Origin of the sequence: Tropicimonas sp. TH_r6 (assembly GCF_033101155.1) — a bacterium.
Classification (GTDB): domain Bacteria; phylum Pseudomonadota; class Alphaproteobacteria; order Rhodobacterales; family Rhodobacteraceae; genus Tropicimonas.
This window is the reverse complement of record NZ_JAWMPX010000001.1, coordinates 52536-76437: the sequence shown is the minus strand read 5'-3', so window position 1 is coordinate 76437 and position 23902 is coordinate 52536. Positions and strand designations below refer to the sequence as shown.

The following is a 23902-nucleotide window of genomic DNA, read 5'->3' as shown; positions in this document are numbered from 1 at the left end:
CAAATATCACATGAAGTGTGATATATTGCCCTTCGGTCGTGTTACATTCTTGAGAAGACAAACCGGCCCGCATTCGGGAATGCGGGCCGGTTCGACGAGGTAATTTCGAGTGATTTGGCTCAATCCGCTGTGCGGAAGAAGCGCGCCATTTCGATGAACTGGTAGTCGAGCATGGAGCCGCCCTGAAGCGTGCGGTGGCCACGAGCCTCGGCTTCCATCAGCAGTTTTGTCACCGGCGGCATCTGAACGACTTCGGCCACGACCGTGTCGCCTTCGAGCAGGGTCGGGTCGATGGGCATGGGGTCGTTCTCATGCATGCCCAGAGGCGTCGCATTGACCACGACGTCATAACCGGCCGGGTTGGGGCCCGCGCCCTCGACGGCAATCGGCAGATCCGGCACGGCGCCGCGCAGCCGCTCGGCCAGGGCCTCAGCGCGCACGGTGTCGAGATCGGAGATGGTCAAGCGGCTGATGCCCGATTGAGCCAGCGTCGCGGCGATGGCCGAGCCCGCGCCGCCGGTGCCGACGACGAGGAAGGACTTGCCTTCGGGCGAAAAGATCTGATCGGCAAGGCCGTTGACGAAGCCCATGCCGTCAAGGTTGGTGCCGGTCCAGCTTCCGTCTTCCTCGGGACGGATGATGTTGGTGGCGCCCGCCAGCGCGGCGGTCGGCATCACCTCGTCGACGAGATCCATGAAGGAGACCTTGTGCGGGATGGTGATGACCATGCCGCCGAAATTCGACAGCGCCTTGAAACCTTCCATCGCCTTGGCAGCGTTGTCCGGTTTCACATGGACGGGGATGAAGACCGCGTCCATCTCTTCCTTTTCGAAGTATTCGTTGAAGAGGAACTGAACGCGCACGTGGTCGATGGGGTGGGCCACGACACCGAAGACTTTCGTCGTGCCGCTGATGACGGGTTTCATTGCGATTGTCCTGGGTTTGGGATGTGTGTTGATCGCGTCCGCCGGCCCGGGCCACCCTTTAGCGGGAGAACTTGGGGCAGGAGAGACCGGCGGACGCGGCTCCGCTTACTTGCGGATTTCGACCTTTGCGAGCTTCTCGTAATGCTTCGCCACGGCGCAGTGGTCGGAGTCGCCATCGCCGTCGAGCTTCAGCGCCTGCATGACTTCCATGATGCCGGCAGTCAGCGGGACGGAGACGTTCAGCTCATGCGCGGTGTCCAGCGCATTCTGAAGGTCCTTGATATGCAGCTCGATGCGGAAGCCGGGGTTGAAGTTGCCCTCGAGGATCATCGGGATCTTGGCATTCATCACGGTCGAGCCGGCCAGCCCGCCCTTGATCGCGTCGAACACGGCTTCGGGGTTCACACCGGCTTTGGTCGAGAGCGTGAAGGCCTCCGAGACGGCGGCGATGTTGAGCGCGACGATGATCTGGTTGGCGAGCTTGGTGACGTTGCCGGCGCCAATATCGCCGACGCGGACGACGGAGCCTGCCATCACGTCCAGCACATCCTTGACCTTGTCAAAGGCCGCTTCGTCGCCGCCAACCATCACCGCGAGCGTGCCGTCGATGGCCTTGGGCTCGCCGCCGGAGACCGGGGCGTCGAGCATGATCACGCCTTTCGCCTTGGCGGCTTCGCAAAGCTCCTGTGAGGCGGCCGGTGCGATGGAGCTCATGTCCACGAGGATAGTGCCGGGCTTGGCGCCGTCGAGCACGCAGTCTTCGCCCATGACGACTTCGCGCACATGCGGCGAGTTGGGCAGCATGGTGATGATGAGTTCGACCTTGGAGGCCACGTCCTTGCTCGAGCTGCCAGCTTCGGCGCCAAGCGCGACGAGATCGTCCATCGGGGCGAACTTGTCGAAGACGACCAGCGAGTACCCGGCTGCGATGAGGTTCTTGGCCATGGGGCGGCCCATGATGCCGAGGCCGATAAATCCGATTTTCATTTTTGTCTCCAGTGATTTGATGGGCGGGACGCCGTGCTTCCCGCCCCAAGTCCAATGTCAGCCGTTGAAGCGTTCCATCCAGCCGAAGCCCTCTTGGGGCACATATTCGCAGCCGACCCAGCCGTCGTAGCCAAGCGCGTCGATAAAGGGCAGCAGGTAGTCATAGTTGATCTCGCCCGTGCCCGGCTCGTGGCGGCCCGGGTTGTCGGCAAGCTGGATATGCCCGATGCGATCGAAATTGGCCTTCATGGTGTTGGCCAACTCGCCTTCCATTCGCTGCATGTGGTAGATGTCGTACTGGAACAGCAGGTTATCGGAGCCGACCTTGTCCAGAACCGCGAGCGTCTGCGCGGTGTTTTGCAGGAAGAAGCCGGGGATATCGAAGGTGTTGATCGCCTCGGCGACGAGGAGGATGCCCTCCTTCTTCAGCGCGGCAGCCGCGAAGCGCAGGTTCTCGACCAGCACTTCTTCGGCCTTCTCCGGGGCCACGCCCTCTGGCAGCTTGCCGGAGAGGCAGTTGATCTTCGGGCAGTTGAGCGCCTTCGCCATAGCAATGCCGCGCCCAACACTGTCCTGGAACTCGCCAACGCGGTCCGGGAGGCAGGCAATGCCCCGCTCCCCGCCGGCCCAGTCGCCGGCGGGGAGGTTGTGGAGCGCCTGTTGCAGGCCGGCCGCCTGAAGTTCCTCGGCCAGCTGCTCAGGCTCGAATCCCTCGGGGAAGAGGTTCTCGACCGCCTTGAACCCGGCATCCGCCGCGGCCTTGTACTTGTCGAGGAAATCCAGCTCGGGGAAGAGCATGGAGATATTTGCAGCAAGTTTTACCATCTTTATGGGACCTTACGCTTTGGCTTCCGCCAACCGCGCTTCAACAGCAGCGGCAACGGCTTTGGGTGTGATTCCGAAATGCTCCATCAGCTCGTCCGGCATGCCGGCAGCGCCGAAGCCGTCGAGTCCGATGGCGAGCCCGTCGGGACCGATATATTTGTGCCAGCCAAACTTGGTCGCCGCTTCCACGGAGACACGAAGCGAGTCCGTGCCGAGGATCTCGGCCTTGTAGGCTGCGTCCTGAGCGTCGAAGAGTTCGAGGCAGGGCATGGAGACCACGCGGGTCGGCACGCCCTTGGCTTCGAGCAGTTCCTTGGCGCCGAGGGCGACAGAGACTTCCGAGCCGGTGGCGAGCATCGTGACGGCGGCTTTCGAGGAGGCTTCCGCGAAGACATAGGCGCCGCGGCGGCAGAGGTTTTCCTCGGTGTAGCCGGAGCGCACGGCGGGGACCTTCTCGCGGGTCAGGATCATGGCGACCGGCATGTCTTCGGCTTCAAGCGCCAGCTCCCAGCATTCGGCCACCTCGGCGGCATCGGCGGGGCGCAGGGAGAGCATGTTCGGCGTCGCCCGGAAGGTCACGAAATGCTCGACCGGTTGGTGGGTCGGGCCGTCGGGGCCTTGGGTGATCGTGTCATGCGTCATGATATAGAGTACTTTCTGCTCCATCAGCGCCGAGAGACGGATCGCGGGGCGGCAGTAGTCCGAGAAGCACATGAAGGTGGCGCAATAGGGCAGGAAGCCCTTGTGCAGCGCGATCCCATTGGTGATCGCGGCCATGCCATGTTCGCGGATGCCGAAATGGATGTAGCGCCCGGCGAAATTCCCCTTGGAGATCGAGTCCACGGCGTCGGGACGGCTGAGATTGGACGGCGTGAGGTCCGCCGAGCCACCGATCATGGCCGGGATGGCCGGGATCAGCTTGCTCATCATCTTCTGCGAGGATTGCCGCGTCGGCTCATCCCTGGGCTCGGCCGCGATATCACGCTTGGTTGCGTCGATGATGTCGTGCCAGCCCTCGGGCAGGTCGCCGGCGATGGCCGAGAGCAGTTCCTCGCCCTTGTCCGAAGCGTCCATCCGCGCCTTCCAGGCGGCGTAATCGGTGGCGCCGCGCGCGCCGGCGTTGCGCCAATCGGTCAGGATGTCTTCGGGGATTTCGAAGGGCGCGTAATCCCACTCGTAGGAGGCGCGGGCCGCAGAAGCCTCGTCATCGGTGGGCGGCTGGCCATGTGCGGCGGCGGTGCCTTCCTTGACCGGCATGCCGAGACCGATGGTGGTCTTGCAAGCGATAATCGACGGCGTATCAGTCGTCTTCGCCCTGGCGATGGCGGCGGCAACGGCCTCCGGGTCGTGACCATCCACGGCCTGCCAGTCCCAGCCGGCGGCTTCGAAGCGGGCCTTCTGGTTCTCGGAGGTGGCGAGGCTTGTCGGTCCGTCAATGGAGATGCCATTGTCGTCGAAGAGGACGATCAGTTTGCCAAGTCCCCAATGGCCGGCCAGCGCCGTGGTCTCGTAGGAGATGCCTTCCATCAGGCAGCCATCGCCAACCAGCGCATATGTGTAGTGATCGACGAGATCAGCACCGTAGCGTTCTTGCTGAATGCGCTCGGCCAGCGCCATGCCGACAGCCATGCCGAGACCTTGTCCGAGCGGGCCGGTGGTCGCCTCGACGGCGATGTCCAGATCGACTTCCGGGTGACCCATCGCGCGGCTCCCAAGCCGGCGGAAGGTCTTGATGTCTTCCAACGTCATCGCGTCGTAACCGGTCAGGTAGCCCAACGAATACATCAGCATCGAGCCGTGGCCGGCGGAGAGCACGAAACGGTCGCGGTCGGCCCAGCCGGGGTTCTTCGGGTCGTATTTCAGGAACTGGGTGAACAGGACCGTGGCCATGTCGGCCGCGCCGAGCGGCAGGCCCGGATGGCCCGTCTGGATCTTGTTGATCGCATCGACCGAGAGGGCGCGAATCGCATTTGCCATGCGCTTGAAACGCGGCCCGGTAAAGGATTGGGGGGAAGATGAAACGTTCATCACAGCCTCGCTTTCCATCTCTTCAGAGACGGGTTTCTGGGGAGAGGGGCTGGAGCCGGTCTCCCGAATCGTCAGGGTTTCGCGGCCGATACGTGGAGGCGACAGGAGCGGTGCAGAAAGATGCCCAGACGCCGTCTCTTCCCGCCGCGCCGATCTCGGCTGCCGCTGAAAAAGCGTTTCTTGTCATGACCTTCCTCCCAAGGAACCGGCAGGGCCGGCCCGATCCGTCGGCGCTCCGGGGAGGGCCAACATGTCGCCGCAAGCCTCCATTGCAATGCGGTCCGAATGTAAGGTACGGTGAAGAAGCTGGACGGCCGACGCAATGCGACAAAGAGCGGCGGCTTGGTGGATTCACCTGGTTTCGAGAGACGCTGACCCGGCCGTCTTGCAGGAGGATTGAAGCGGTCCTGCTGCGGTTGATATGCAGGCGACGGAGGTAGTGTCGCCGGTTGCGCTGCTTCGAAGAAACTGGAGACCACGTTGCTCAATCTGTCCCTGACCCGACCGAACACCCTTGTTCACACCGTGACAGAGCGTTTGCGCGAAGCGATCGTGACTGCGGAGGTCAAGCTTGGGGAGCCGGTCTCGGAGGAGAAGTTGGCGGCGGCTTTCGGGGTGAGTCGCACACCGGTCCGCGAAGCGTTGAACCTGCTGCAATTGCAGGGTTTGGTCGAGATAGCGCCACAGCGGGGGAGTTTCGTCTTCCGTCCGACGCAGGAGGATATTGCGGATCTCTGCGAATACCGCATCTCGATGGAGATGACGGTGATCCCGCTCTGCGCAAAAACGGACCATGCCGGAACACTCGCTGCGCTGGAAGAGTGCCTTGCGAAGATGGAGCGCGCGCTGGAAGAGGATGACGGCCTCGCCTATGCAAAGCTCGACGACGAGTTGCACCAGCTTTTCTTTCGTCATTGCGGCAATAAGTATTTCCAAGACGCCTATGCCCTGATCGCCGGCCGGATTTCCGCGCTGCGCAACAACCTGACGAAGGATGCCCGCGCCGACAACACCGTCTCCATGCAGGAGCACCGGGTGATCGTGAAGCTCTTCGCGGAGCAGGATTTTGAAGGGATCGGGCAGGTCCTGCATGGCCATATCGGCCGAACGGGCGAGAACTTCCTGCGAGCCCTGGAGAACGGCGTCTTCTGACCCCGACAGGCTGTCTCGTTGACAAGATGGACCCGAGAGAATACCCGGCTCTGAGGGCCTGGTATACAGGATTCCGACTCGTGAGGCGGCGCCGGCAAGAGAACGCGCCCCAGTCACGGGCAAGTATCCGACAGGCAGGATTTTTCAGGCGGTTCCGGAGGGGAGCCGCTTCAGCTCCCAAAAGGATCTCACATGCTCAAAGGTAAGCACCTGATCGCTGGCGAATGGGTTGGCGGCGTCACGTCTTTTGAAAACATGCCCACCGAAGGCACTCCGGACAGCTTCGCCAAGGGAGAGCCAGAGCATGTCGATGCTGCGGCCCGCGCGGCCGAAGAGGCCTTCTGGTCCTATGGTTTCAGCACGCGCAGCGCCCGTGCGGCCTTCTTGCGCAAGATTGCCGAGGAGATTGACGCACGCGGCGAGGCGATCACGGCGATGGGGATGAAAGAGACCGGCCTGCCCGAGGCGCGGCTCAATGGCGAGCGCGGCCGCACGGTCGGCCAGCTCCGTCTTTTCGCCGATCATATCGAGGCTGGCGACTATCTTGACCGGCGTCATGACGAAGCGCTTCCTGACCGCGCGCCCCTGCCGCGTCCGGATCTCAAGATGGTGCAGCGCCCGATCGGCCCGGTTGCCGTCTTCGGTGCCTCCAACTTCCCGCTGGCCTTCTCGACCGCCGGCGGCGACACTGCGGCCGCGCTCGCGGCTGGCTGTCCTGTCGTGGTCAAGGGCCACTCGGCCCATCCCGGCACCTCCGATCTCGTCGCTCAGGCGGTGGATGCGGCGGTGAAGGCCTGCGATCTGCATCCCGGCGTTTTCAGCCAGATCCAGGGGGGTAACCGCGCCGTCGGCACCGCGCTGGTCCAGCATCCCTTCATCAAGGCCGTCGGCTTTACCGGCTCCCTGGCCGGGGGACGGGCGATGTTCGACCTCTGCGCCGCAAGGTCCGAACCAATTCCCTTCTTCGGCGAGCTTGGCTCGGTGAACCCGATGTTCATACTCGACACCGCGCTCGCCGCGCGCGGCACTGAGATCGCCGCCGGTTGGGCCGGGTCGCTCACCATGGGCGCGGGTCAGTTCTGCACCAATCCCGGTGTTGCCGTCCTGCTCGCGGGGCCGGAGGCCGAGGCGTTCGAAGCCGCAGCCAAGGAGGCACTCGCCGCCATTGGCGGCCAGACCATGCTGACCGACGGCATTGCCAGCGCCTATCACGAGGGCGCGGATCGGATCGGCTCCGGCAGCGTACGTGCGGTGCTTTCCACCGAATGCACTGGCCGGACAGCGACCCCCTTCCTCTTCTCGACCACGGCAGAGGATTTCCTCGACAATCATGACCTCGCCGAAGAGGTCTTCGGCCCGCTCGGCCTGATCGTCATCGCCAAGGACGCGGAAGAGCGGCTCGAAGTCGCCCGCTCCATTGTTGGCCAGCTCACCTGCACGCTGCATATGGACGACGCCGACCTTCCGACCGCCCAGAGCCTGATGCCGGTGCTCGAACGCAAGGCTGGCCGGTTGTTGATCAATGGCTTCCCGACCGGCGTCGAGGTGTCCGACACGATGGTCCATGGCGGACCCTACCCGGCCTCGACCAATTTCGGCGCGACCTCGGTGGGGACCTTGTCGATCCGTCGCTTCCTGCGCCCGGTCTGCTACCAGAACTTCCCGGACGGGCTCCTGCCCGCCGATCTGGCCTGATCCGACTGCGCCGCGCCTCATCCGGGGCGCGGCCTTCCCTTAAGTGGTCTGCCCGAGAATGAGGCGCGGCTGCATTGGGGGCGCAGCCAAGATTTCGCCCTCCTGTGTTGCGACGAACTCCGCTGCGGCCAGCCCCATCTCGTAGCGCGGCGTCTGTGTCGTGGTGATGTGCAGCGGGAGGGTTTCGAGAAAGGGCAATGCGTTGAAGCCGGCCAATGCGACATCTTCCGGAACCGAGATTCCGTTGCGCAGGCAATACATGAGCCCACCGGCGGCGATATCGTCATTAGAGGTGTAGATCGCATCCGGCCGAGTCTGACCCGACAGCATCTCGCAGGTCAGTTTTGTGCCGAGCATCATCGAGGAATCCTCCTCCGACACCCGGCAGTCGACAATTTGCGCCCCAGCCTCCCGCACGACCTCGGAGAACGCCTCGAACCTTTTGCACGCGCGCAGGTCTCGCCCGCCCTGGCCCGCGAGATAGCCGAACCGACGATAGCCACGCTCGATCATGTGCCGCGCCATCTCCGCACCGGCTGCGCGATGGGAAATGCCGAAACAGGCCGAGATTGGCGCGCCATCCGTATCCATCACCTCGGCCACCCGCACCCCCGTCTGCGTCGCGATCTTGCGCACGGCCTCCGAATGCTCCAGCCCGGTCAGGATCAATCCGAGCGGACGCCAGGAGAGCAGATCATAGACAATCTCCTCCTCTGTCTCGACGGAATAGTCGCTGACGCCGAAGACTGGCCGCAGCCCCTTCTCCCCCAGCCGGTCATTGATCCCGGACAACACTTCGGTGAAGACCCGGTTCTGCAGGTTCGGCACGATCACCCCGACAAGCGGATTGCCATAGCCGGCCATGCCGCCCTTGAAGCGGTTATGCACATAGCCGATCTGCCGCGCCGCCTGGTTTACCCGCTTGCGCACATCCTCCGAGATATAGCCCGTACCCCGCATGACGCGAGACACGGTCATCTGGCTGACACCGGCCAGTGTCGCGACATCCTTCATAGTGGGCAGGGGCATCTGAGTTTCGTCGCTCCTCGTCCGGGCATTTGTCGCGCCTTCCGCTTCTGCGACCCGGAGCAGCGCGCGAAAATCCTGCTTGACATGTTAATGTAAACACGTAGTTTCAGGCAAGACATGTTTACATAAACACGTCACTGAGTCCCGGCGCCTTCAAGGCGCGGGCGGGGTGGAGGAGAATACCCCTCAGAATGCGAGTCATCTGCCGAAGCCGACCGGGCTCCGACAGGCAGAACCGGAGAGACAAAGATGTCTGACAAACTGAACACCTGTGTAATCGGCCTTGGATCCATCGGCTGGGGGGCTGGCGTTTCCCTGTTGCGGGAGGGTTTCCCGACCATTGCCGTGGATGTCCGCGCCGAGGCGTTGGAGCGGTTCGAGGCCGAAGGCGGTGCGAGTGCGACCAGCCCGGCAGAGGGGGCAGCAGCGGCCGACCTGGTCCTGATCTTCGTCGTCAATGCCGAGCAGACCGAAACCGTGCTTTTCGGCGAGAATGGCGCAGTTGCGGCCGCGAAACCCGGCACGACCTTCATGATCGGCGTGACCATGCCGCCCTCCGCAATGGCCGATATCTGCGCCCGGCTGGAAGCGGCGGGCATGGTTGCCATCGACGCCCCGACATCCGGTGGATCGCTCAAGGCAGCCGATGGCGAGACCACGCTGATGGCCTCCGGACCAGATGCGGCCTTCGAGGGCGTTATGCCGGCGCTCGAAGCCTTCACCGGCCGGATCTATCGGCTTGGCGACACTTGCGGGCAGGGCAGCCGGGTGAAGATGATCAACCAGCTCCTCGCCGGCGTCCATATTGCCGCGATGGCCGAAGCGATGACGCTCGGCGCCAAGGTCGGCGTGGATCTCGGGACGCTCTACGAGGTGATCACCGGCTCGGCCGGAAATTCCTGGATGTTCGAGAACCGTGGGACGCATGTTGTCAATGGCGACTACACTGCGCATTCGGCTGTGGATATCTTCGTCAAGGATCTCGGGATCGTCGCCTCGGAAGCCGGCGATGGCTGTCCGACACCGCTCGCATCCACCGCGTTGGCGCTCTTCAAGGAAGCCAGCGCTGCCGGGCTGGGTCGACAGGACGACGCCGCCGTGGCCAAGATTCTCGCCGAGAAGGCGGGCGTGAAACTGCCGGGCGTCGAAGCCTGAGCTAATACTTCCCGGTCAGCCAGTTGCTGGCCGGGACAGTCCGAACTGTTCGAAGGGATGAGGAAAATGGGCGTCGTTCTTGGATGCATCGCAGATGATTTCACCGGGGCAACGGACCTTGCCGGGTTGCTGGCGCGCTCCGGGGTGAAGGTCTCGCTCAGGATGGGGGTGCCGGACGAGGCGCCCGAGGAGGCGGATGTTGCCGCCTTCGAGGTGATCGCACTGAAATGCCGGACCGCACCGGTTGCCGAGGCCGTGGCCGAGACCCGCGCCGCGCTGGATTGGCTCAAGCGCGCGGGCGCGGAGCGGTTCTTTTGGAAATACTGCTCGACCTTCGACAGCACTGCGGAGGGCAATATCGGCCCGGTCGCCGAGGCGCTGATGGCCGATCTTGGCACCAACCAGACGATTTACTGCCCGGCCTTCCCCGAGAATGGCCGCTCTATCTTCATGGGCAATCTCTTCGTCGGCGAGCAGCCGATTGCCGAGAGCCCGATGAAGGATCACCCGCTGACCCCGATGCGAGACAGCAACCTGATGCGGCTGCTGGACCCGCAGGTGACGGGCAAGACGGGTTTGGCAAACCGCCTGACCGTGGCGCGTGGCCCCGAGGCGCTCAAGGCCCGTATGAGCGAACTGGCCGAGCAGGGCGTGAACCATGTCGTGGTCGATGCCGTGGCAGATGACGACCTGCGCATCATCGCCGAGGCCTGCCACGAGATGCCGCTGCTGACGGGCGGCAGCGCCGTCGCCATGCCGCTGCCAGAGCTGTATCTCAAGCAAGGCACGATCACCGAAGACGCCAAGCGCGCTGCCGCACCCGAGTTCGGCGCGGGCGCGATCATCCTCTCCGGTTCCTGCTCGGCGCGGACCCGCGAACAGGTTGCCGACTTCCTGCCCAAGGCGGCTTCCTACCGGCTGGATCCGCTGGACCTGGCTGCCAATGGTCCGCAGGCCGCGCGAGACTGGCTCGCGGCGCAGAATCTTGAGAAACCCTGCATCCTGTATGCGACGGCCGAGCCTGAAGATGTTGCCCGAGTACAGGCGGAACTTGGTGTTGCCGAGGCTGGTGAACTCGTGGAAGCCGCACTGGCGCAACTCGCCACCGATGCGCTGGCACAGGGCGTCCGCCGCTTCGTGATCGCCGGCGGCGAGACCTCGGGCGCGGTGACCAAGGCGCTTGGCGTCACGGCGATGGAGATCGGCGAAGAGATCGCGCCGGGCGTTCCCTGGACCTGGTGCGAGAGCAATGGCGAACGCATCGCCATGACGCTGAAATCGGGTAATTTCGGCGGGGTGAGCTTCTTCTCCGAGGCGCTGGACAAGCTGGACGCGATGTCATGAGCGCCGAAGCACGCCTGCGCGAGCAGGTCTGCCTGCTCGCCAAGTCGCTCTATGACCGGGGGCTGACCCCCGGCGCGAGCGGCAATATCTCGGCTCGGCTGGAGGATGGCCGGCTCCTCGTGACACCGACGGGAAGCTGCTTTGGCCGGCTGGATCCGGCGCGGCTCGCCGTGCTGGATGCAGAGGGTCACGCCCATGTCGAGGGCGACAAGCCGACCAAGGAGGTGGCGCTCCACGCCGCTTTCTACGAGACCCGCCCTGCCCAGACCGGCGCGGTTGTGCACCTGCATTCCACGCATTCGGTCGCACTTTCCCTGCTGCCCGAGACCGATCCGGACGACATGCTGCCGCCACTCACGGCCTATGGCATCATGAAGCTCGGCAAGGTGAAGCTGCTGCCCTATTTCATGCCGGGCGATCCGGCGATGGGCGATGCGATCCGGGGCCTCGCGGGCAAGCGCAGCGCCGTGGTGCTGGCAAATCACGGGCCGGTTGTCGCCGGAAAGGATCTCGAAGCGGCCTGCTATGCGATGGAAGACCTCGAAGAGACCGCCAAGCTCGCCATGCTGACGCGCGGCCTCAACCCGCAAATGCTGAACGCGGCCCAGATCCAGGGCCTTGTGACCAAGTTCAACGTCGAATGGGACGACTGATATGACTCGATTTTCCGCCAATCTCGGCTTCCTCTGGAACGAATTCTCGCTGCCGGACGCTGTCCGCGCGGCGAAAAAGGCCGGTTTCGACGCCGTCGAATGCCACTGGCCCTACGAGACCCCTGCCGCCGATGTCGCCGCAGCGCTGAAAGAGACCGGGCTGACCATGCTGGGCCTCAACACGACGCGTGGCAATCCGGGCGAGAACGGGCTCTCGGCGCTGCCGGGCCGCGAGGTCGAAGCCCACGCCGCGATAGATCAGGCGCTTGCCTATGCGAAGGAGATCGGCACGCCGAATATCCATGTCATGGCCGGGTTTGCGTCCGGGCCGGAGGCCCACGCCACCTTCGTGGAGAACCTCCGCTATGCCTGCGATACGGCCGGCGAGGCCGGGATCACCATCCTGATCGAACCGTTGAATCGGTATGATGCGCCGGGCTACTTCCTCGAAACCAGCGCCCAGGCATCAGTGATTATCGAAGAGGTCGACCGGCCCAATCTCAAGCTGATGTTCGACTGCTACCACCTGCAGATCATGGAAGGTGACCTGACCCGGCTGATCATCGAACGCCTGCCGATCACCGGCCATGTGCAGTTCGCCTCCGTGCCGGAGCGGACCGAGCCCGATTGCGGCGAGATCAACTACGCGCATATCTTCGCCCATCTCGAAAGCCTTGGCTATGACGCGCCGCTTGGCGCCGAATACAAGCCGAAGGGAACGACCGACGAAGGGCTTGGCTGGATGTCCACTCTCTGACGCGCTGGGAGACAGGGGCCGTGCGGGTCTCCGCGCGCCCCGCGTTGGCTTACTTGATGCCGGCCCGCAGGAGAACCATGACCGAGCTGTCGAAATGCTCCGACATGGCCCTTTCTGCCTCGTTCTGGTCTTGCGCCACCACGGCTTGCGCAACGCGTTCATGGCATTTGATATTGTCGCGCCAGGCGTCGAGATTGCCCCGCGCACGCCAGCCGATCGCCCATGTTTGCCGCGTGATGATGCGGAAACTGTCGATGAAGATCGAGTAGAGCGGATTTCCCGAGGCGCGGGCGATGATCTCGTGAAACAGGATGTCCAGCTCCATCACGCGCTCGGATTCGTCGGCCTCGACCGCCGCATACATGCCCTCGATTGTCTTCAAAAGTTGCTGCGCGTCGGCTTCGCTGCGGTGGAGCGCGGCAAGGCTCACCGCGCGCATTTCGATGGTTCGTCGCGCATCCGCAATCTGCATGACCGAGACCTGCTCGGTATGGACGATATGATCGATGATCGTGCTCAGCGCCTCGGCCGTCGGCCCCGCCACGCGCGCGCGTCGACCATTGCCAACCTCGATGATTCGAAGTGCGGCCAAGCCGCGCAGCGCTTCGCGGGCCACTGTCCGGGACACACCGAACTCGGTCGACAGCGCCGTTTCTGCCGGGATCACATCGCCGGGCTTCAAACCATTGTCACGTATCATTTTTCGGATACTCAACATGGTCTGCTCTACCAGACCGGTCGGCTTTCTGGCATCGAAGAGTCCATATTGTATGATAGGTTTCGTCATTTGGTGTTACTATAGGCCCTCTGTCGTACTTCACAACTGTCCATGGCTGTCATAACAATCCCAACAGCGAAAATAGGTCGAGTCGTTGCCTCCGAGCCGGGGGGCTTGTGGGTATCTCCGGTTTGCCTGTCTTTCTCAGGTTCCCTGATCCTTGCGACCGGGACCGATTTTACACCGAAGCGAATAGGAAGAAGCCAAGATGAGCGCCAAACTCTTCGATCTCTCCGGCAAGACCGCCCTGATCACAGGTTCGTCGCGCGGCCTCGGTCGGGCCATGGCCGAAGGAATGGCCGAGGCTGGCGCGCGGATCGTGCTGAACGGGGTCAATGCGACGCGGCTTGAAGACGCTGCCGCAGAGATGCGCGTGCAGGGTCATGACGTCCTGACCGCAGGCTTCGACGTGTCCGACGAGGCGGCCGTTGTCGCGACTTTCGAGCGGTTCGATGCCGACGGAATTGCCATCGACATCTTGGTCAACAATGCCGGCATCCAGTTCCGCAAGCCGATGCTGGAGCTTGAGACCGCAGACTTCCAGCGCGTGCTCGACGTCAATCTCACCGCCGCATTCGTGGTTGCGCGAGAGGCTGCCAAGCGCATGGCCAAACGCGGCCACGGCAAGGTCATCAATATCGCCTCCCTGCTCTCCGAGCTTGGCCGCGCAACGGTTGCGCCCTATGCCTCCTCCAAGGGCGGCATCCGGATGCTGACCCGCAATATGGCCGCCGAATGGTCCGAGCTTGGTATCCAGGCCAATGCGATCGGGCCGGGTTACATGGCGACCGAGATGAACGAAGCGCTGATGTCCAATCCCGACTTCGACGCCTGGGTGAAGGCGCGCACGCCGATGCGCCGCTGGGGCCTGCCCGAGGAGATGGCCGGCACGGCGATCTATCTCGCGTCGAACGCGTCCAATTTCGTCACCGGACAGCTGATCTATGTCGATGGCGGCATCGTCTCGGTGCTCTGAGATGAACGCTGTCTACACCCCGCCCATTCCGCTCCGGCACGTCCCGGACCTACCCACCACACATGGAGAATGACATGAAACTTCGTTCGCAGGCCTGGTTTGACGATCCCGAGGATCCCGGTTCGACAGCGATTTACGTCGAGCGCTACCTGAATTACGGCCTCACCCGCGAGGAGTTGCAATCGGGCAAGCCGATCATCGGCATCGCACAGACCGGCAATGACCTCTCGCCCTGCAACCGCCACCATATCGAGCTGGCCAAGCGGGTCCGTGAAGGCATCCGTTCGGCGGGCGGTATCTGCTTCGAGTTCCCGGTGCACCCGATCCAGGAAACCGGAAAGCGGCCCACCGCGGCGCTCGACCGCAACCTCGCCTATCTCGGCCTTGTCGAGACGCTCTACGGCTACCCGATCGATGGTGTCGTGCTGACCATCGGCTGCGACAAGACCACCCCGGCGCTGCTCATGGCGGCGGCCACGGTCAACATCCCGTCCATTGCGCTCTCCGTCGGCCCGATGCTGAATGGCTGGCACAAGGGCAAGCGCGCCGGCTCCGGCGTCGTGATCTGGGACGGCCGCGAGATGCTCGCGCGTGGTGAGATCGACCACGAGGAATTCATGGAGATGGCGGCCAACAGCGCGCCCTCTGTCGGCTATTGCAACACGATGGGCACGGCCAGCACCATGAACAGCCTCGCCGAAGCGCTCGGCATGCAGCTTCCCGGCGGCGCATCCATCCCCGCGCCCTATCGCGAACGTGGCCAGATCTCCTATCGCACCGGCGAACGGATCGTGGAGATGGTGAAGGAAGACCTGAAACCGTCCGACGTGATGACGCGCGAAGCCTTCGAGAACGCCATCGTTGTCAACTCGGCCATTGGCGGCTCGACCAACGCGCCGATCCACCTGACCGCCATCGCCAGCCATCTCGGCCTCGAGCTGTGCAACGACGACTGGCAGACATTGGGTCACAAGATCCCGCTCCTGGCAAATGTGCAGCCCGCAGGCGAGTATCTGTCCGAGGATTTCCACCTTGCTGGCGGCATTCCCGGTGTCGTCTCCGAGCTGATGGGTGCGAACGCCCTGCCGCATCCGGGCGCGGTGACCGTGAGCGGCAAATCCTTCTCCGAGATCTATGCCGATGCCGAGGTGACCAATACCGAGGTCATTCGTCCTTTCGGCGATCCGCTGAAGGACGCGGCTGGTTTCGTCAATCTCAAGGGCAATCTCTTTGACAGCGCGATCATGAAGACCTCTGTGATCTCCGAGGACTTCCGGGCTCGTTACCTGTCCGAGGATGGCGATCTCGATGCCTTCGAAGGCCGTGCGGTCGTGTTCGAGGGCCCCGAGCAATACCACGCCACCATTGAGGACCCGGCGCTGGAGATCGACGAGCATTGCATCCTCGTCATTCGCGGCACCGGCCCGATCGGCTATCCCGGTGGCGCCGAGGTGGTGAACATGCAGCCTCCCGCCGCGTTGCTCAAGCGCGGTATCGACGCGCTGCCCTGCATCGGCGACGGTCGGCAATCCGGCACCTCCGGCTCGCCCTCGATCCTGAACGCGGCGCCGGAAGCGGCGGCGATGGGCGGGCTCGCCCTGGTGAAATCCGGCGACAAGCTCCGGATCGATCTCAAGGACGGTTCGGCCAATATCCTGATCTCCGACGAAGAACTGGCCGAGCGCCGCAGCGCACTCGAGGCTGCGGGAGGCTTCGCCTATGCGCCGCATCAGACTCCGTGGCAGGAGATCCAGCGTTCCATGGTCGACCAGTTCGACAAGGGCATGGTTCTGAAACCGGCGGTCAAGTATCAGAAGATCGCCCAAACTAAGGGGCTACCGCGCAATAGCCACTGAGACTCGCGCGGTCAGGAGGCGGCCTCCGGCCGTCTCCGTACGTCTCGAACCACAAGGCCGCGCCCCGACCGGCTAAGCATTCCGCCATAGGGGACATAGCTTGGGTAGGAAAGAGTTCGCGGCCCGTTTGGGCCGCAACCGCCGTTTTCGCTCAATCCAAGTGCCCTGGAGGACCGAGACCGGGGGCCACTCGATGTCAGTCAGGCGCCGGGCAGGATTACCGGACGACGCCTTTTGGCACGGATACGCCCCGGCTGCGCACGACATCAGAGCAGCAGTATTGCGATCGCAAGCTTCGACCGCGGAGCTGAGCCGGGAGCTTGGGATCAATCCGAAGACGGTCGCGAAGTGATGGAAACGGAAGACTTTCGGAGACCTGAAGACTGAGCCGAAGGCGCCCCACTCAACCGTTCATGGCGCTGAGGAAGAGGCTGCCATCCTTGCGTTCCGGCGGCATACGCTCTTTCCGATCGATGATTGCTTCAATGCATTTCCACCGACGGTTCCCAATCTCACGCGCTCTTCATTGCATCGCTGAGCTGAGAACCGCAAAAGAGAAGCCCTATTTCCTCGTACCCATTAACCGAACCAGCAAGTTCGCGGTGGCGCAACTGGCGGAGAAGGTAAAACAGAACGACAGCTTGGGAGGTCCTGGAGCTTCTCCTAGAAGCCGTGCCTTTTCGGATCCACACGATCCTGACCGATCGAGCCATTGGAACGCCATTGGTCCGAGAGACAATGGACCTGTCGGGGTATGATGCCGCCCGAGTCTGCCTTCGGACCATCCAAAAGCCCGCCAGCATGAATCAAAGCAGACGTACAGTAGAGCGCGCTGCTGGCGCAGACGGTAGATTCCTGTTTGACGTGAACGGCCAAATCCGGTCGCTCAGACGCGACGCAAAGAATGCCCGGACGGAACAGCATTGGTTCGGTCTGCCTGTTCTTTTCGCTTCCACTCGCGTGACCGGCCAGTTTCCGGGGGCAGAAACGTTTGGCGACAAGATCCCGTGCATATTGTCGTAGCGAAACATCACGTTTTCACGATCCAATGGAACCGGGTTCGGCCGTAGACAGACCCGGTGCGCCGGGCGGGTTTTGACGCTGGCTTGGTCAGTGCGCGGTCGAGCAACGTCGGCGTGCCAACTTGACTGCGGGCCAGGGCGATCACTCCGCGAGGTGGCTTTCGAGAGGCGTTCGCAGGCGAAAGGCGGTATGCTTCTGGTTGCGTGTTTTCAGAACAGAATCGGGCCGCCAGATCGCTCCGGCGGCCCGATTGTCCTGCTCGATCAGTTCTTGTCGACGAGGCGATAGAACACGAAATCCGAGGTCGCGCCGTTCACGTATCCCGTCACGCCGCTGTCCATGGCAACCTGGTAGGAAGCCTGGAACATGATGACGATGGGTGAACTCTCCTGCACCTTCTGTTGCAGGTCTTGGTACATCGTGAGGCGCTTGTCCGGGTCCGCTTCGGTCAGCGCGGATTTGGTCAGCTCGTTGAGCTCATCGGGCACGGCCCAGGCATTCCGCCAGGTCGTGGTGGCCGCGTAATTGCCGTCCGAATTGTCGGAGTTATAGGCAAAAGCCTTGGCGTTGGAATGCGGGTCCATGAAGTCCGGGCCCCAGTAGAGCAGCATCGCCTGATGGGTCCGGTCGCGGTACTTGGTGATGACCTGTGCGCCGGTGCCCGGCAGGATTTCGAAATTGATCCCCGCATCGGCGAAGCTTGCCTGCAGCGATTGGGCCATATCTGTGAAGGGCGCTGCGTTGATCACATCCAGCGTCACCGTGATCGGCGTCTCGATCCCGGCGTCGGCCAGAATGCTCTTGGCCTTCTCGGGGTCATAGCCAAACGGCGTTTCGTCATAGGAGCCCGGGAAGCCCTTGGGCCAGAACGCCTGATGCACGTCCATCTGACCGGCGATGATGGTGCTGGTCATGCCCTCGTAATCGACGAGGTAGCGCGAAGCTTCCCAGACGGCGGGCGGAGTCAGGCTCTCGGTCTTCTGGTTGAAGGACAGGAAATGCACGGCAGCTTGCGGGAATGTCTCGACCTTGAGTGCATCGCCACTCATCCCGGCGACCTGGTCGGGCGTCAGGTTCTTGGCCATGTCGACATCGCCGGATTCCAGCAGGAGCTGCTGGGTCGCGGCTTCGGCAACGTGCTGCACGATCACGCTTTTGACCTTGGGGGCGCCCTTGAAGTAGTCCGGGTTCGCCTTCAGCCGCACCAGTTCTGCCGGCCGATAGGATTGCAGCGAAAACGGGCCGGTGCCGGCGGAATTCTCGTTCAGCCAGGCGTTGCCCATGTCCCCGTCGACTTCGTTTTCCATCACCGTCTTCATGTCGACGATGGAGGCGGGGCGCGACGCCAGCACGTTCAGCACAAAGGCCGACGAGAAGTCGCCGTCATATTTGATCGTCACGCTCTTGTCGTCGGCGGTGACCATCTGCTCGACATTCTCCGGGGTCCAGCCGAGTTGCACCAGAATGAATGCCGGGGTCAGGTTGAGCTTGATCACCCGCGCAAGCGATCCGACAACATCTGCCGTGGTGACCGGATTGCCGGAATGGAACGTGGCGCCTTCGCGCAGCGTGAAGGTGATGGTCTTGGCCTCGGCATCGACGGCCCATTCGGTGGCAAGGCCAGCCGCCATCACGGTGGGGTCTTCGGCGTCGTATTGCACCAGCCGGTCGTAGATATTGGTGACCAGCTCGCCGGATGTGAACTCATAGGCCTGCGCCGGGTCGATCGCGACGATGTCGTCGATGTTCTGGGCAACCACAAGAACGCCATCTGGCGTTTCGGCCCAGACAGCCGGGGCAGCAAGTGGCAGCACCAAGGCGGTGGCCAGCAGGGTAGATCGCAACAAGGACATGGGTAATGTCTCCTTCAGGTATCTCAGGGATCTGTATTGGCCCGGGGAACAGGCATGATCGTCGGAAGACGCCGTTGGCCGGCGCTCTGCAGGACCGTCAGGGTGCCGACCCACAGGATGCGGGCGGGTGTGTCGGTCAGGTTTTTCCAGGAATGCGGAGTGGCGCCGCTGTAGTGCAGGCTGTCTCCCTGGCGCATGGTGAAGACCTCGCCGCCCAGCATCTGTTCGATTTCGCCGTCGAGGATATAAATGATTTCCTCGCCTTCGTGTTGCGACAGTTCCGAGACGAAGCCCGGCGGCGTGTGGAGGATATAGGAAGACAGCTCGACATCCGGAAACTCTGCCCCAAGCGCCTCATAGGCCATCCCGTTCTCGGTGATCGCAAATTGCGGTCGCCGCTCAGCGCGGGTCAGGCTGTCGGCCGGTCTTGGCGTCGCGACGAAGTATTCCAGCCCGACATCGAGCGCCTGGGCGATCTGGGCCAGCGTGCCCAGGGACGGCGTCGCATTGTCCCGCTCAACCTGAGACAGGTATCCCACTGAAACACCCGCCAGATCTCCGGCCGCCTGCAGCGTCAGGCCCAGCCTCTTGCGCCGGTTACGGATCAACGGACCCAGTTTGCGGTCCTGTTTCAGCCCGGGTCTTGCCATGCGTGGCCGGTCTCCTTGTCGAGGGAAATGAGAAAAACTTTTTTGATTAAGGCAAAAACTTTTGCCTTATCCAAGAAAAAAATTTACCCGTTATGCAATCATCCACGGTGAACAGGTCATGCGAACGTGCTGACAGATTTCCACAGCAGAGTCGGATTGTTGCGGTTTTTCCAAGCCTTGGCAGGGTTTGCCCTGACGGTTGCGCTGACTTTCCTGGGCCTGCTGGCGATCACCTTCTTTATTGGGCGGGTGGTTCCGATTGACCCGGTGCTCGCGGTTGTGGGCGATCGGGCGACTCAGGAGCAATATGACGCGATGAAGATCGCCATGGGTCTGGACCGCCCGCTGTTCCTTCAGTTCGTTTCCTATGTCGGCGACGTGGTTCAGGGCGATCTTGGGCGCTCGGTGTCGACCAACCGGCTTGTCGCCGACGATCTCGCACGCGTCTTCCCGGCGACGCTCGAAATGGCAACGCTCGGCATCATGATCGGTGTCGGCCTTGGCGTTCCCATGGGTGTCATGGCCGCCGCGCATCAAGGCAGCTGGCTGGATCAGGGCATTCGAGTGCTGGCGCTGCTTGGCTATTCCGTTCCGGCTTTCTGGCTGGGCCTCGTCGGGCTGGCGCTCTTCTATGCCAGCCTTGGCTGGGTCTCGGGCCCCGGACGTGTCGATATTTTCTATGACGGGGTGGTGGATCCGGTCACTGGCCTGCTGCTTGTCGACAGTATCCTCGCCGGTGACTGGGAAGTGTTCCGGAACGCGCTTGGCCATCTCGTCCTGCCGGCCGCGATCCTCGGGTTCTTCAGCCTCGCCTATATCGCCCGGATGACCCGTTCTTTCATGCTGGACCAGCTGGGGCAGGAATACATCACCACCGCGCGGGTCAAGGGCGTGTCGGAATGGCGGGTGATCTGGGTGCATGCCTTCGCGCCGATCCGGGTGCCACTGATCACGGTGATCGGCCTGTCCTATGCTGGCTTGCTGGAAGGGTCGGTGATGATCGAAACCGTCTTCAGCTGGCCGGGGATCGGCAATTACCTGACCGTCGCGTTGCTGAATGCGGACATGAACGCGGTGCTTGGCGCCACGCTGATCATCGGCGCTGTGTTCATCGGCATAAACAAGACCTCGGACGTGCTCTATCGCGTCCTCGACCCGAGGAGCACGTGATGCGCGCGCGCGACTGGCTCCTCGACGAGTCCCCCAATTCCCGCATACAGGCCAGTGCCGGCCGGTTCTACCGCATGGGACTTGCTCTCTTGCACAACCCGCTGGCTGTGCTCGGCGCGCTGATCATCCTGTTGCTGATCGCCACGGCGCTCTTCGCTCCCTGGATCGCCCCCGAAAGCCCTGTCGGACAGATGCTCGATCGCCGACTCCTGCCGCCGTCCTCTGCCAACTGGATGGGGACCGACGAGCTGGGACGGGACATCTTTTCCCGCGTTGTCTACGGCGCGCGGATCACCCTGATGATCGTGGCGCTGGTGGCGATCATCGCCGCGCCGCTCGGGCTGATCATCGGCGCGGTCGCGGGGTATTTCGGCGGCTGGGTCGACAAGCTGCTGATGGGCTTCACCGACATTTTCCTGTCGATGCCCAAGCTCATCCTGGCGCTGGCCTTCGTCGCCGCGCTTGGGCCGGGTATCGAAAACGCCATCATCGCCATAGCCATCACCGCCTGGCCCGCCTATGCCCGCATCGCGCGGGCCGAAACCATCACCTTCCGCCGGTCGGAATTCATTTCGGCAGTCAAGCTGATCGGCGCCTCTGACGCGCGCATCATCGGCCTGCATGTCATTCCGCTGTGCATGTCCTCGATGATCGTCCGGGTCACGCTGGACATGGCCGGGATTATCCTGACCGCGGCGGGTCTGGGCTTTCTGGGCCTTGGCGCGCAGCCACCGCTGCCGGAATGGGGCGCGATGATCTCGCGCGGACGGGTGTTCATCCTCGACCAATGGTGGGTGGCCACCATGCCCGGCTTCGCGATCATCCTGGTTTCCCTTGGCTTCTGCTTCCTCGGTGACGGGCTGCGCGACGTTCTGGACCCCAAACAGGCGGGCAAGTCATGACCCCGCTGCTCGAAATCGACAACCTGCGCGTCAGCTTTCCCACCCCCAGGGGGCGCATAGACGTGGTCCAGAATGTCAGCTTCACCCTTGGGCGGGAACGGCTCGGGATCGTCGGCGAGAGTGGATCGGGAAAGTCGATGACCGGCCGCGCGATCCTGCGGTTGATCCGCCCGCCCGGCGAGGTCACGGCAGACCGGATGATCTTCGACGGCACGGATCTGCAAACCCGCAGCGAACGGGCGATGCGGCCGCTGCGCGGGGCGCGGATTTCGATGATCATGCAGGATCCGAAATTCTCGCTCAACCCGGTGATGACCGTCGGCTCCCAGATCGCCGAAGCGGTGCGTGCGCATGAAAGCGTGCCCCGCCGGGCGCTGGCCAAAAGGGTGCGCGAGATGCTCGAAGCCGTGCGCATCAACGATCCCGACCGGGTGGCGCGCATGTATCCGCACGAAGTGTCCGGCGGCATGGGGCAACGGGTGATGATCGCCATGATGCTGATCCCCAAACCCGATTTGCTGATCGCCGACGAGCCGACAAGCGCGCTGGATGTCAGTGTTCAGGCACAGGTTCTGGACCTGATCGACGAGTTGATCGTCAATAACGGCATGGGCCTGATCCTGATCAGCCACGACCTGAACCTGGTGGCGCGCTATTGTGATCGGATCCTGGTCATGAACGGCGGTCGGGTGGTGGAAAGCTGTGCCGCGGCGGATCTGCACGCGGCCACGCACCCCTATACACGCGGTTTGTTGGCGTCGATCCCGCGGATCGATGAGACGCGCGATGTGCTCCCGGTTCTCGATCGCAGCAGCTGGGGCGGAACATGAGCGCAATTTCCCTCAACGGGCTGACGATCTGCTATGGCGGCATTCCCGCCGTGCATGACCTGTCGCTGGACGTGGCCGATGGAGAGAGCTTCGCCCTTGTCGGCGAAAGCGGATCCGGCAAGTCGACGGTTCTGCGCGCGATTTCCGGTCTTGCGCCGGAATGGACAGGCCAGATCAGCGTGCTTGGCGCGTCGCGCGGCCACGGGCCGGATCGCGCGTTCGCCCGCACCTGCCAGATGGTGTTTCAGGATCCGTATGGATCGTTGCACCCGCGCAAGACGATGGATTCGGTTCTGAGCGAACCGCTGATCGTGCATGGCCTGTCCGACCGATCCGAGCGGGTATCCGAAGCGCTTGACATGGTCGGCCTCGGGCAGGACTTCCGGTTTCGCTTCCCGCACCAGCTATCGGGCGGCCAACGTCAACGCGTGGCAATCGCGCGGGCCTTGATGCTCAAACCGCGGATCATGTTGCTGGACGAGCCGACCAGTGCGCTCGACGTGTCCGTACAAGCCGAGATTCTGAACCTGTTGAAACGGCTGCGCCGCGATCAGGGGCTGACCTATCTGATGGTCACACACAACCTGCCGGTGGTGGCCTTCATGTGTGAACGTATGGCGGTGATGAACGGCGGCCGCGTGGTGGAAACCGCGCCGTCATCGGCGCTTCGAACAGGCGATTTCTCCGACCCCTACGCCCGGCATCTCTATGCCGCAAGCGGCGGTGACGAAATCGTACCAGAGGACCAGGAATGACCGACACTTCCCGCCATCTTCAGATCTTTCGCGTGGCCCTGGCCGCCGCAACGACACCAGAGGCCGCTTTCGAGGCGCTGTGCATGCTGACGCAGGCCACAGTCGGGGCCAAGTTGTTCACCATCATGAGCGTCGACATGGCGGCCGGTCTCGCCCGTCGGAACTTCTCGAATGATCCGGTGAGCTATCCGACCTCGGGAACCAAACCGGTCCAGCACAATTCCTGGTTCGATATCATCCATGTCCGCGGCGAAATCTTTGTCGCCAACACCCTGGCCGAGATCGCCGACGTGTTTCCGGACCATGCGGTGATCGGCGGCCTTGGATGCGGCTCCGTCGTGAATCTGCCGATTGTCCTCGGTGGGTCTCTCGTTGCCACGATGAACATCCTGCACGAGGAACACTATTATACCGACGCCCGCGTCGATACTGTCCGCGAAGACCTGTCCTTGCCGTGCATGGCCACATTGGCTGTTGCGCGTGCGCTTGAAGGGGACATGGATCGGGGTATCTTGCAAGGCTGAACAGTCTCGTCCTGCCTGGCTAGCGACATCGCAT

21 protein-coding genes are annotated in these 23902 nt (G+C 63.0%); 13 read left to right on the top strand and 8 right to left on the bottom strand.

The window, feature by feature from the left end; all coding sequences use genetic code 11:
• Positions 1-119: 119 nt before the first annotated feature.
• The 4 genes from R3X27_RS00345 to tkt form a co-directional block, all read right to left on the bottom strand.
• Entirely contained in the window at positions 120-926 is an 807-nt protein-coding gene (locus R3X27_RS00345; RefSeq protein ID WP_317706819.1) for a shikimate dehydrogenase, read from the bottom strand.
• 105 nt (positions 927-1031) lie between these two features.
• Positions 1032-1913, bottom strand: coding sequence for a 2-hydroxy-3-oxopropionate reductase (gene garR, locus R3X27_RS00340; RefSeq protein WP_317706818.1), 882 nt, complete (start codon positions 1911-1913; stop codon positions 1032-1034).
• A gap of 57 nt (positions 1914-1970) precedes the next feature.
• A complete protein-coding gene (gene hyi, locus R3X27_RS00335) occupies positions 1971-2738 on the bottom strand; it encodes a hydroxypyruvate isomerase (protein ID WP_317706817.1) in 768 nt (255 codons plus the stop codon).
• 12 nt (positions 2739-2750) lie between these two features.
• The gene (gene tkt / locus R3X27_RS00330; RefSeq protein WP_317706816.1) at positions 2751-4766 is read right to left on the bottom strand and encodes a transketolase; all 2016 of its coding nucleotides are present in this window, start codon (positions 4764-4766) and stop codon (positions 2751-2753) included.
• 480 nt (positions 4767-5246) lie between these two features.
• Between tkt and R3X27_RS00325 the strand changes: the two genes are divergently transcribed.
• Together R3X27_RS00325 and R3X27_RS00320 are read left to right on the top strand one after the other, a co-directional pair.
• A complete protein-coding gene (locus R3X27_RS00325; protein ID WP_317706815.1) occupies positions 5247-5918 on the top strand; it encodes a GntR family transcriptional regulator in 672 nt (223 codons plus the stop codon).
• A 192-nt stretch (positions 5919-6110) separates the two neighbouring features.
• A complete protein-coding gene (locus R3X27_RS00320; protein ID WP_317706814.1) occupies positions 6111-7613 on the top strand; it encodes an aldehyde dehydrogenase (NADP(+)) in 1503 nt (500 codons plus the stop codon).
• A 39-nt stretch (positions 7614-7652) separates the two neighbouring features.
• On the opposite strand, the gene R3X27_RS00315 is transcribed toward R3X27_RS00320, so the two are convergent.
• Positions 7653-8642, bottom strand: coding sequence for a LacI family DNA-binding transcriptional regulator (locus R3X27_RS00315; RefSeq protein ID WP_317706813.1), 990 nt, complete (start codon positions 8640-8642; stop codon positions 7653-7655).
• A 249-nt stretch (positions 8643-8891) separates the two neighbouring features.
• Here R3X27_RS00315 and ltnD point away from each other — a divergent pair, with 249 nt between their 5' ends.
• From ltnD to R3X27_RS00295, 4 genes are all read left to right on the top strand, one after another.
• Positions 8892-9797 (top strand): L-threonate dehydrogenase, encoded by a 906-nt coding sequence (gene ltnD, locus R3X27_RS00310; RefSeq protein ID WP_317706812.1) that lies wholly within the window; start codon positions 8892-8894, stop codon positions 9795-9797.
• A 66-nt stretch (positions 9798-9863) separates the two neighbouring features.
• Entirely contained in the window at positions 9864-11141 is a 1278-nt protein-coding gene (gene otnK, locus R3X27_RS00305; protein ID WP_317706811.1) for a 3-oxo-tetronate kinase, read from the top strand.
• Positions 11138-11794 (top strand): aldolase, encoded by a 657-nt coding sequence (locus tag R3X27_RS00300; RefSeq protein WP_317706810.1) that lies wholly within the window; start codon positions 11138-11140, stop codon positions 11792-11794. The genes otnK and R3X27_RS00300 overlap by 4 nt, the downstream gene beginning before the upstream one ends.
• A 1-nt stretch (position 11795) precedes the next feature.
• On the top strand, positions 11796-12551 hold the full coding sequence (locus R3X27_RS00295) for a hydroxypyruvate isomerase family protein (RefSeq protein WP_317706809.1): 756 nt from the start codon (positions 11796-11798) through the stop codon (positions 12549-12551).
• Positions 12552-12600: 49 nt separating this feature from the next.
• Here the strand turns inward: R3X27_RS00295 and R3X27_RS00290 are convergent, their stop codons facing one another.
• Positions 12601-13269 (bottom strand): FadR/GntR family transcriptional regulator, encoded by a 669-nt coding sequence (locus R3X27_RS00290; protein WP_317706808.1) that lies wholly within the window; start codon positions 13267-13269, stop codon positions 12601-12603.
• Between the two features lie 268 nt (positions 13270-13537).
• Here R3X27_RS00290 and R3X27_RS00285 point away from each other — a divergent pair, with 268 nt between their 5' ends.
• The gene (locus R3X27_RS00285; RefSeq protein WP_317706807.1) at positions 13538-14305 is read left to right on the top strand and encodes a glucose 1-dehydrogenase; all 768 of its coding nucleotides are present in this window, start codon (positions 13538-13540) and stop codon (positions 14303-14305) included.
• A 74-nt stretch (positions 14306-14379) separates the two neighbouring features.
• Complete coding sequence (locus R3X27_RS00280; RefSeq protein ID WP_317706806.1) at positions 14380-16161, top strand: IlvD/Edd family dehydratase; 1782 nt, start codon at positions 14380-14382, stop codon at positions 16159-16161.
• 1286 nt (positions 16162-17447) lie between these two features.
• Here the strand turns inward: R3X27_RS00280 and R3X27_RS00275 are convergent.
• Positions 17448-19037, bottom strand: a complete 1590-nt coding sequence (locus R3X27_RS00275) for an ABC transporter substrate-binding protein (RefSeq protein WP_317706805.1) — start codon at positions 19035-19037, stop codon at positions 17448-17450.
• 23 nt (positions 19038-19060) lie between these two features.
• Complete coding sequence (locus R3X27_RS00270) at positions 19061-19687, bottom strand: XRE family transcriptional regulator (RefSeq protein WP_317706804.1); 627 nt, start codon at positions 19685-19687, stop codon at positions 19061-19063.
• Positions 19688-19843: 156 nt separating this feature from the next.
• Here R3X27_RS00270 and R3X27_RS00265 point away from each other — a divergent pair, with 156 nt between their 5' ends.
• The 5 genes from R3X27_RS00265 to R3X27_RS00245 are packed head-to-tail and all read left to right on the top strand — an operon-like array spanning position 19844 to position 23868.
• Positions 19844-20857, top strand: a complete 1014-nt coding sequence (locus R3X27_RS00265) for an ABC transporter permease (protein ID WP_317706803.1) — start codon at positions 19844-19846, stop codon at positions 20855-20857.
• Positions 20857-21759 carry an ABC transporter permease gene (locus R3X27_RS00260; protein ID WP_317706802.1) on the top strand — a complete coding sequence of 301 codons (903 nt, stop codon included), beginning with the start codon at positions 20857-20859 and terminating at the stop codon, positions 21757-21759. Before R3X27_RS00265 ends, R3X27_RS00260 begins: the two co-directional genes overlap by 1 nt.
• The gene (locus R3X27_RS00255) at positions 21756-22589 is read left to right on the top strand and encodes an ABC transporter ATP-binding protein (RefSeq protein WP_317706801.1); all 834 of its coding nucleotides are present in this window, start codon (positions 21756-21758) and stop codon (positions 22587-22589) included. Before R3X27_RS00260 ends, R3X27_RS00255 begins: the two co-directional genes overlap by 4 nt.
• Positions 22586-23344, top strand: a complete 759-nt coding sequence (locus tag R3X27_RS00250) for an ABC transporter ATP-binding protein (RefSeq protein WP_317706800.1) — start codon at positions 22586-22588, stop codon at positions 23342-23344. The genes R3X27_RS00255 and R3X27_RS00250 overlap by 4 nt, the downstream gene beginning before the upstream one ends.
• Complete coding sequence (locus R3X27_RS00245; RefSeq protein WP_317706799.1) at positions 23341-23868, top strand: GAF domain-containing protein; 528 nt, start codon at positions 23341-23343, stop codon at positions 23866-23868. The genes R3X27_RS00250 and R3X27_RS00245 overlap by 4 nt, the downstream gene beginning before the upstream one ends.
• The last annotated feature ends 34 nt before the right edge of the window (positions 23869-23902 follow it).

What these genes read in the sequence shown, in the direction of transcription:
- R3X27_RS00270 (WP_317706804.1), bottom strand. Translation starts at nt 19,687, where the DNA reads ATGGCAAGACCCGGGCTGAAACAGGACCGCAAACTGGGTCCGTTGATC.
- garR (WP_317706818.1), bottom strand. Translation starts at nt 1,913, where the DNA reads ATGAAAATCGGATTTATCGGCCTCGGCATCATGGGCCGCCCCATGGCC.
- R3X27_RS00300 (WP_317706810.1), top strand. Translation starts at nt 11,138, where the DNA reads ATGAGCGCCGAAGCACGCCTGCGCGAGCAGGTCTGCCTGCTCGCCAAG.
- R3X27_RS00345 (WP_317706819.1), bottom strand. Translation starts at nt 926, where the DNA reads ATGAAACCCGTCATCAGCGGCACGACGAAAGTCTTCGGTGTCGTGGCC.
- otnK (WP_317706811.1), top strand. Translation starts at nt 9,864, where the DNA reads ATGGGCGTCGTTCTTGGATGCATCGCAGATGATTTCACCGGGGCAACG.
- R3X27_RS00315 (WP_317706813.1), bottom strand. Translation starts at nt 8,642, where the DNA reads ATGCCCCTGCCCACTATGAAGGATGTCGCGACACTGGCCGGTGTCAGC.
- hyi (WP_317706817.1), bottom strand. Translation starts at nt 2,738, where the DNA reads ATGGTAAAACTTGCTGCAAATATCTCCATGCTCTTCCCCGAGCTGGAT.
- R3X27_RS00295 (WP_317706809.1), top strand. Translation starts at nt 11,796, where the DNA reads ATGACTCGATTTTCCGCCAATCTCGGCTTCCTCTGGAACGAATTCTCG.
- ltnD (WP_317706812.1), top strand. Translation starts at nt 8,892, where the DNA reads ATGTCTGACAAACTGAACACCTGTGTAATCGGCCTTGGATCCATCGGC.
- R3X27_RS00245 (WP_317706799.1), top strand. Translation starts at nt 23,341, where the DNA reads ATGACCGACACTTCCCGCCATCTTCAGATCTTTCGCGTGGCCCTGGCC.
- R3X27_RS00290 (WP_317706808.1), bottom strand. Translation starts at nt 13,269, where the DNA reads ATGTTGAGTATCCGAAAAATGATACGTGACAATGGTTTGAAGCCCGGC.
- R3X27_RS00250 (WP_317706800.1), top strand. Translation starts at nt 22,586, where the DNA reads ATGAGCGCAATTTCCCTCAACGGGCTGACGATCTGCTATGGCGGCATT.
- R3X27_RS00260 (WP_317706802.1), top strand. Translation starts at nt 20,857, where the DNA reads ATGCGCGCGCGCGACTGGCTCCTCGACGAGTCCCCCAATTCCCGCATA.
- R3X27_RS00275 (WP_317706805.1), bottom strand. Translation starts at nt 19,037, where the DNA reads ATGTCCTTGTTGCGATCTACCCTGCTGGCCACCGCCTTGGTGCTGCCA.
- R3X27_RS00280 (WP_317706806.1), top strand. Translation starts at nt 14,380, where the DNA reads ATGAAACTTCGTTCGCAGGCCTGGTTTGACGATCCCGAGGATCCCGGT.
- R3X27_RS00320 (WP_317706814.1), top strand. Translation starts at nt 6,111, where the DNA reads ATGCTCAAAGGTAAGCACCTGATCGCTGGCGAATGGGTTGGCGGCGTC.
- R3X27_RS00285 (WP_317706807.1), top strand. Translation starts at nt 13,538, where the DNA reads ATGAGCGCCAAACTCTTCGATCTCTCCGGCAAGACCGCCCTGATCACA.
- R3X27_RS00255 (WP_317706801.1), top strand. Translation starts at nt 21,756, where the DNA reads ATGACCCCGCTGCTCGAAATCGACAACCTGCGCGTCAGCTTTCCCACC.
- tkt (WP_317706816.1), bottom strand. Translation starts at nt 4,766, where the DNA reads ATGAACGTTTCATCTTCCCCCCAATCCTTTACCGGGCCGCGTTTCAAG.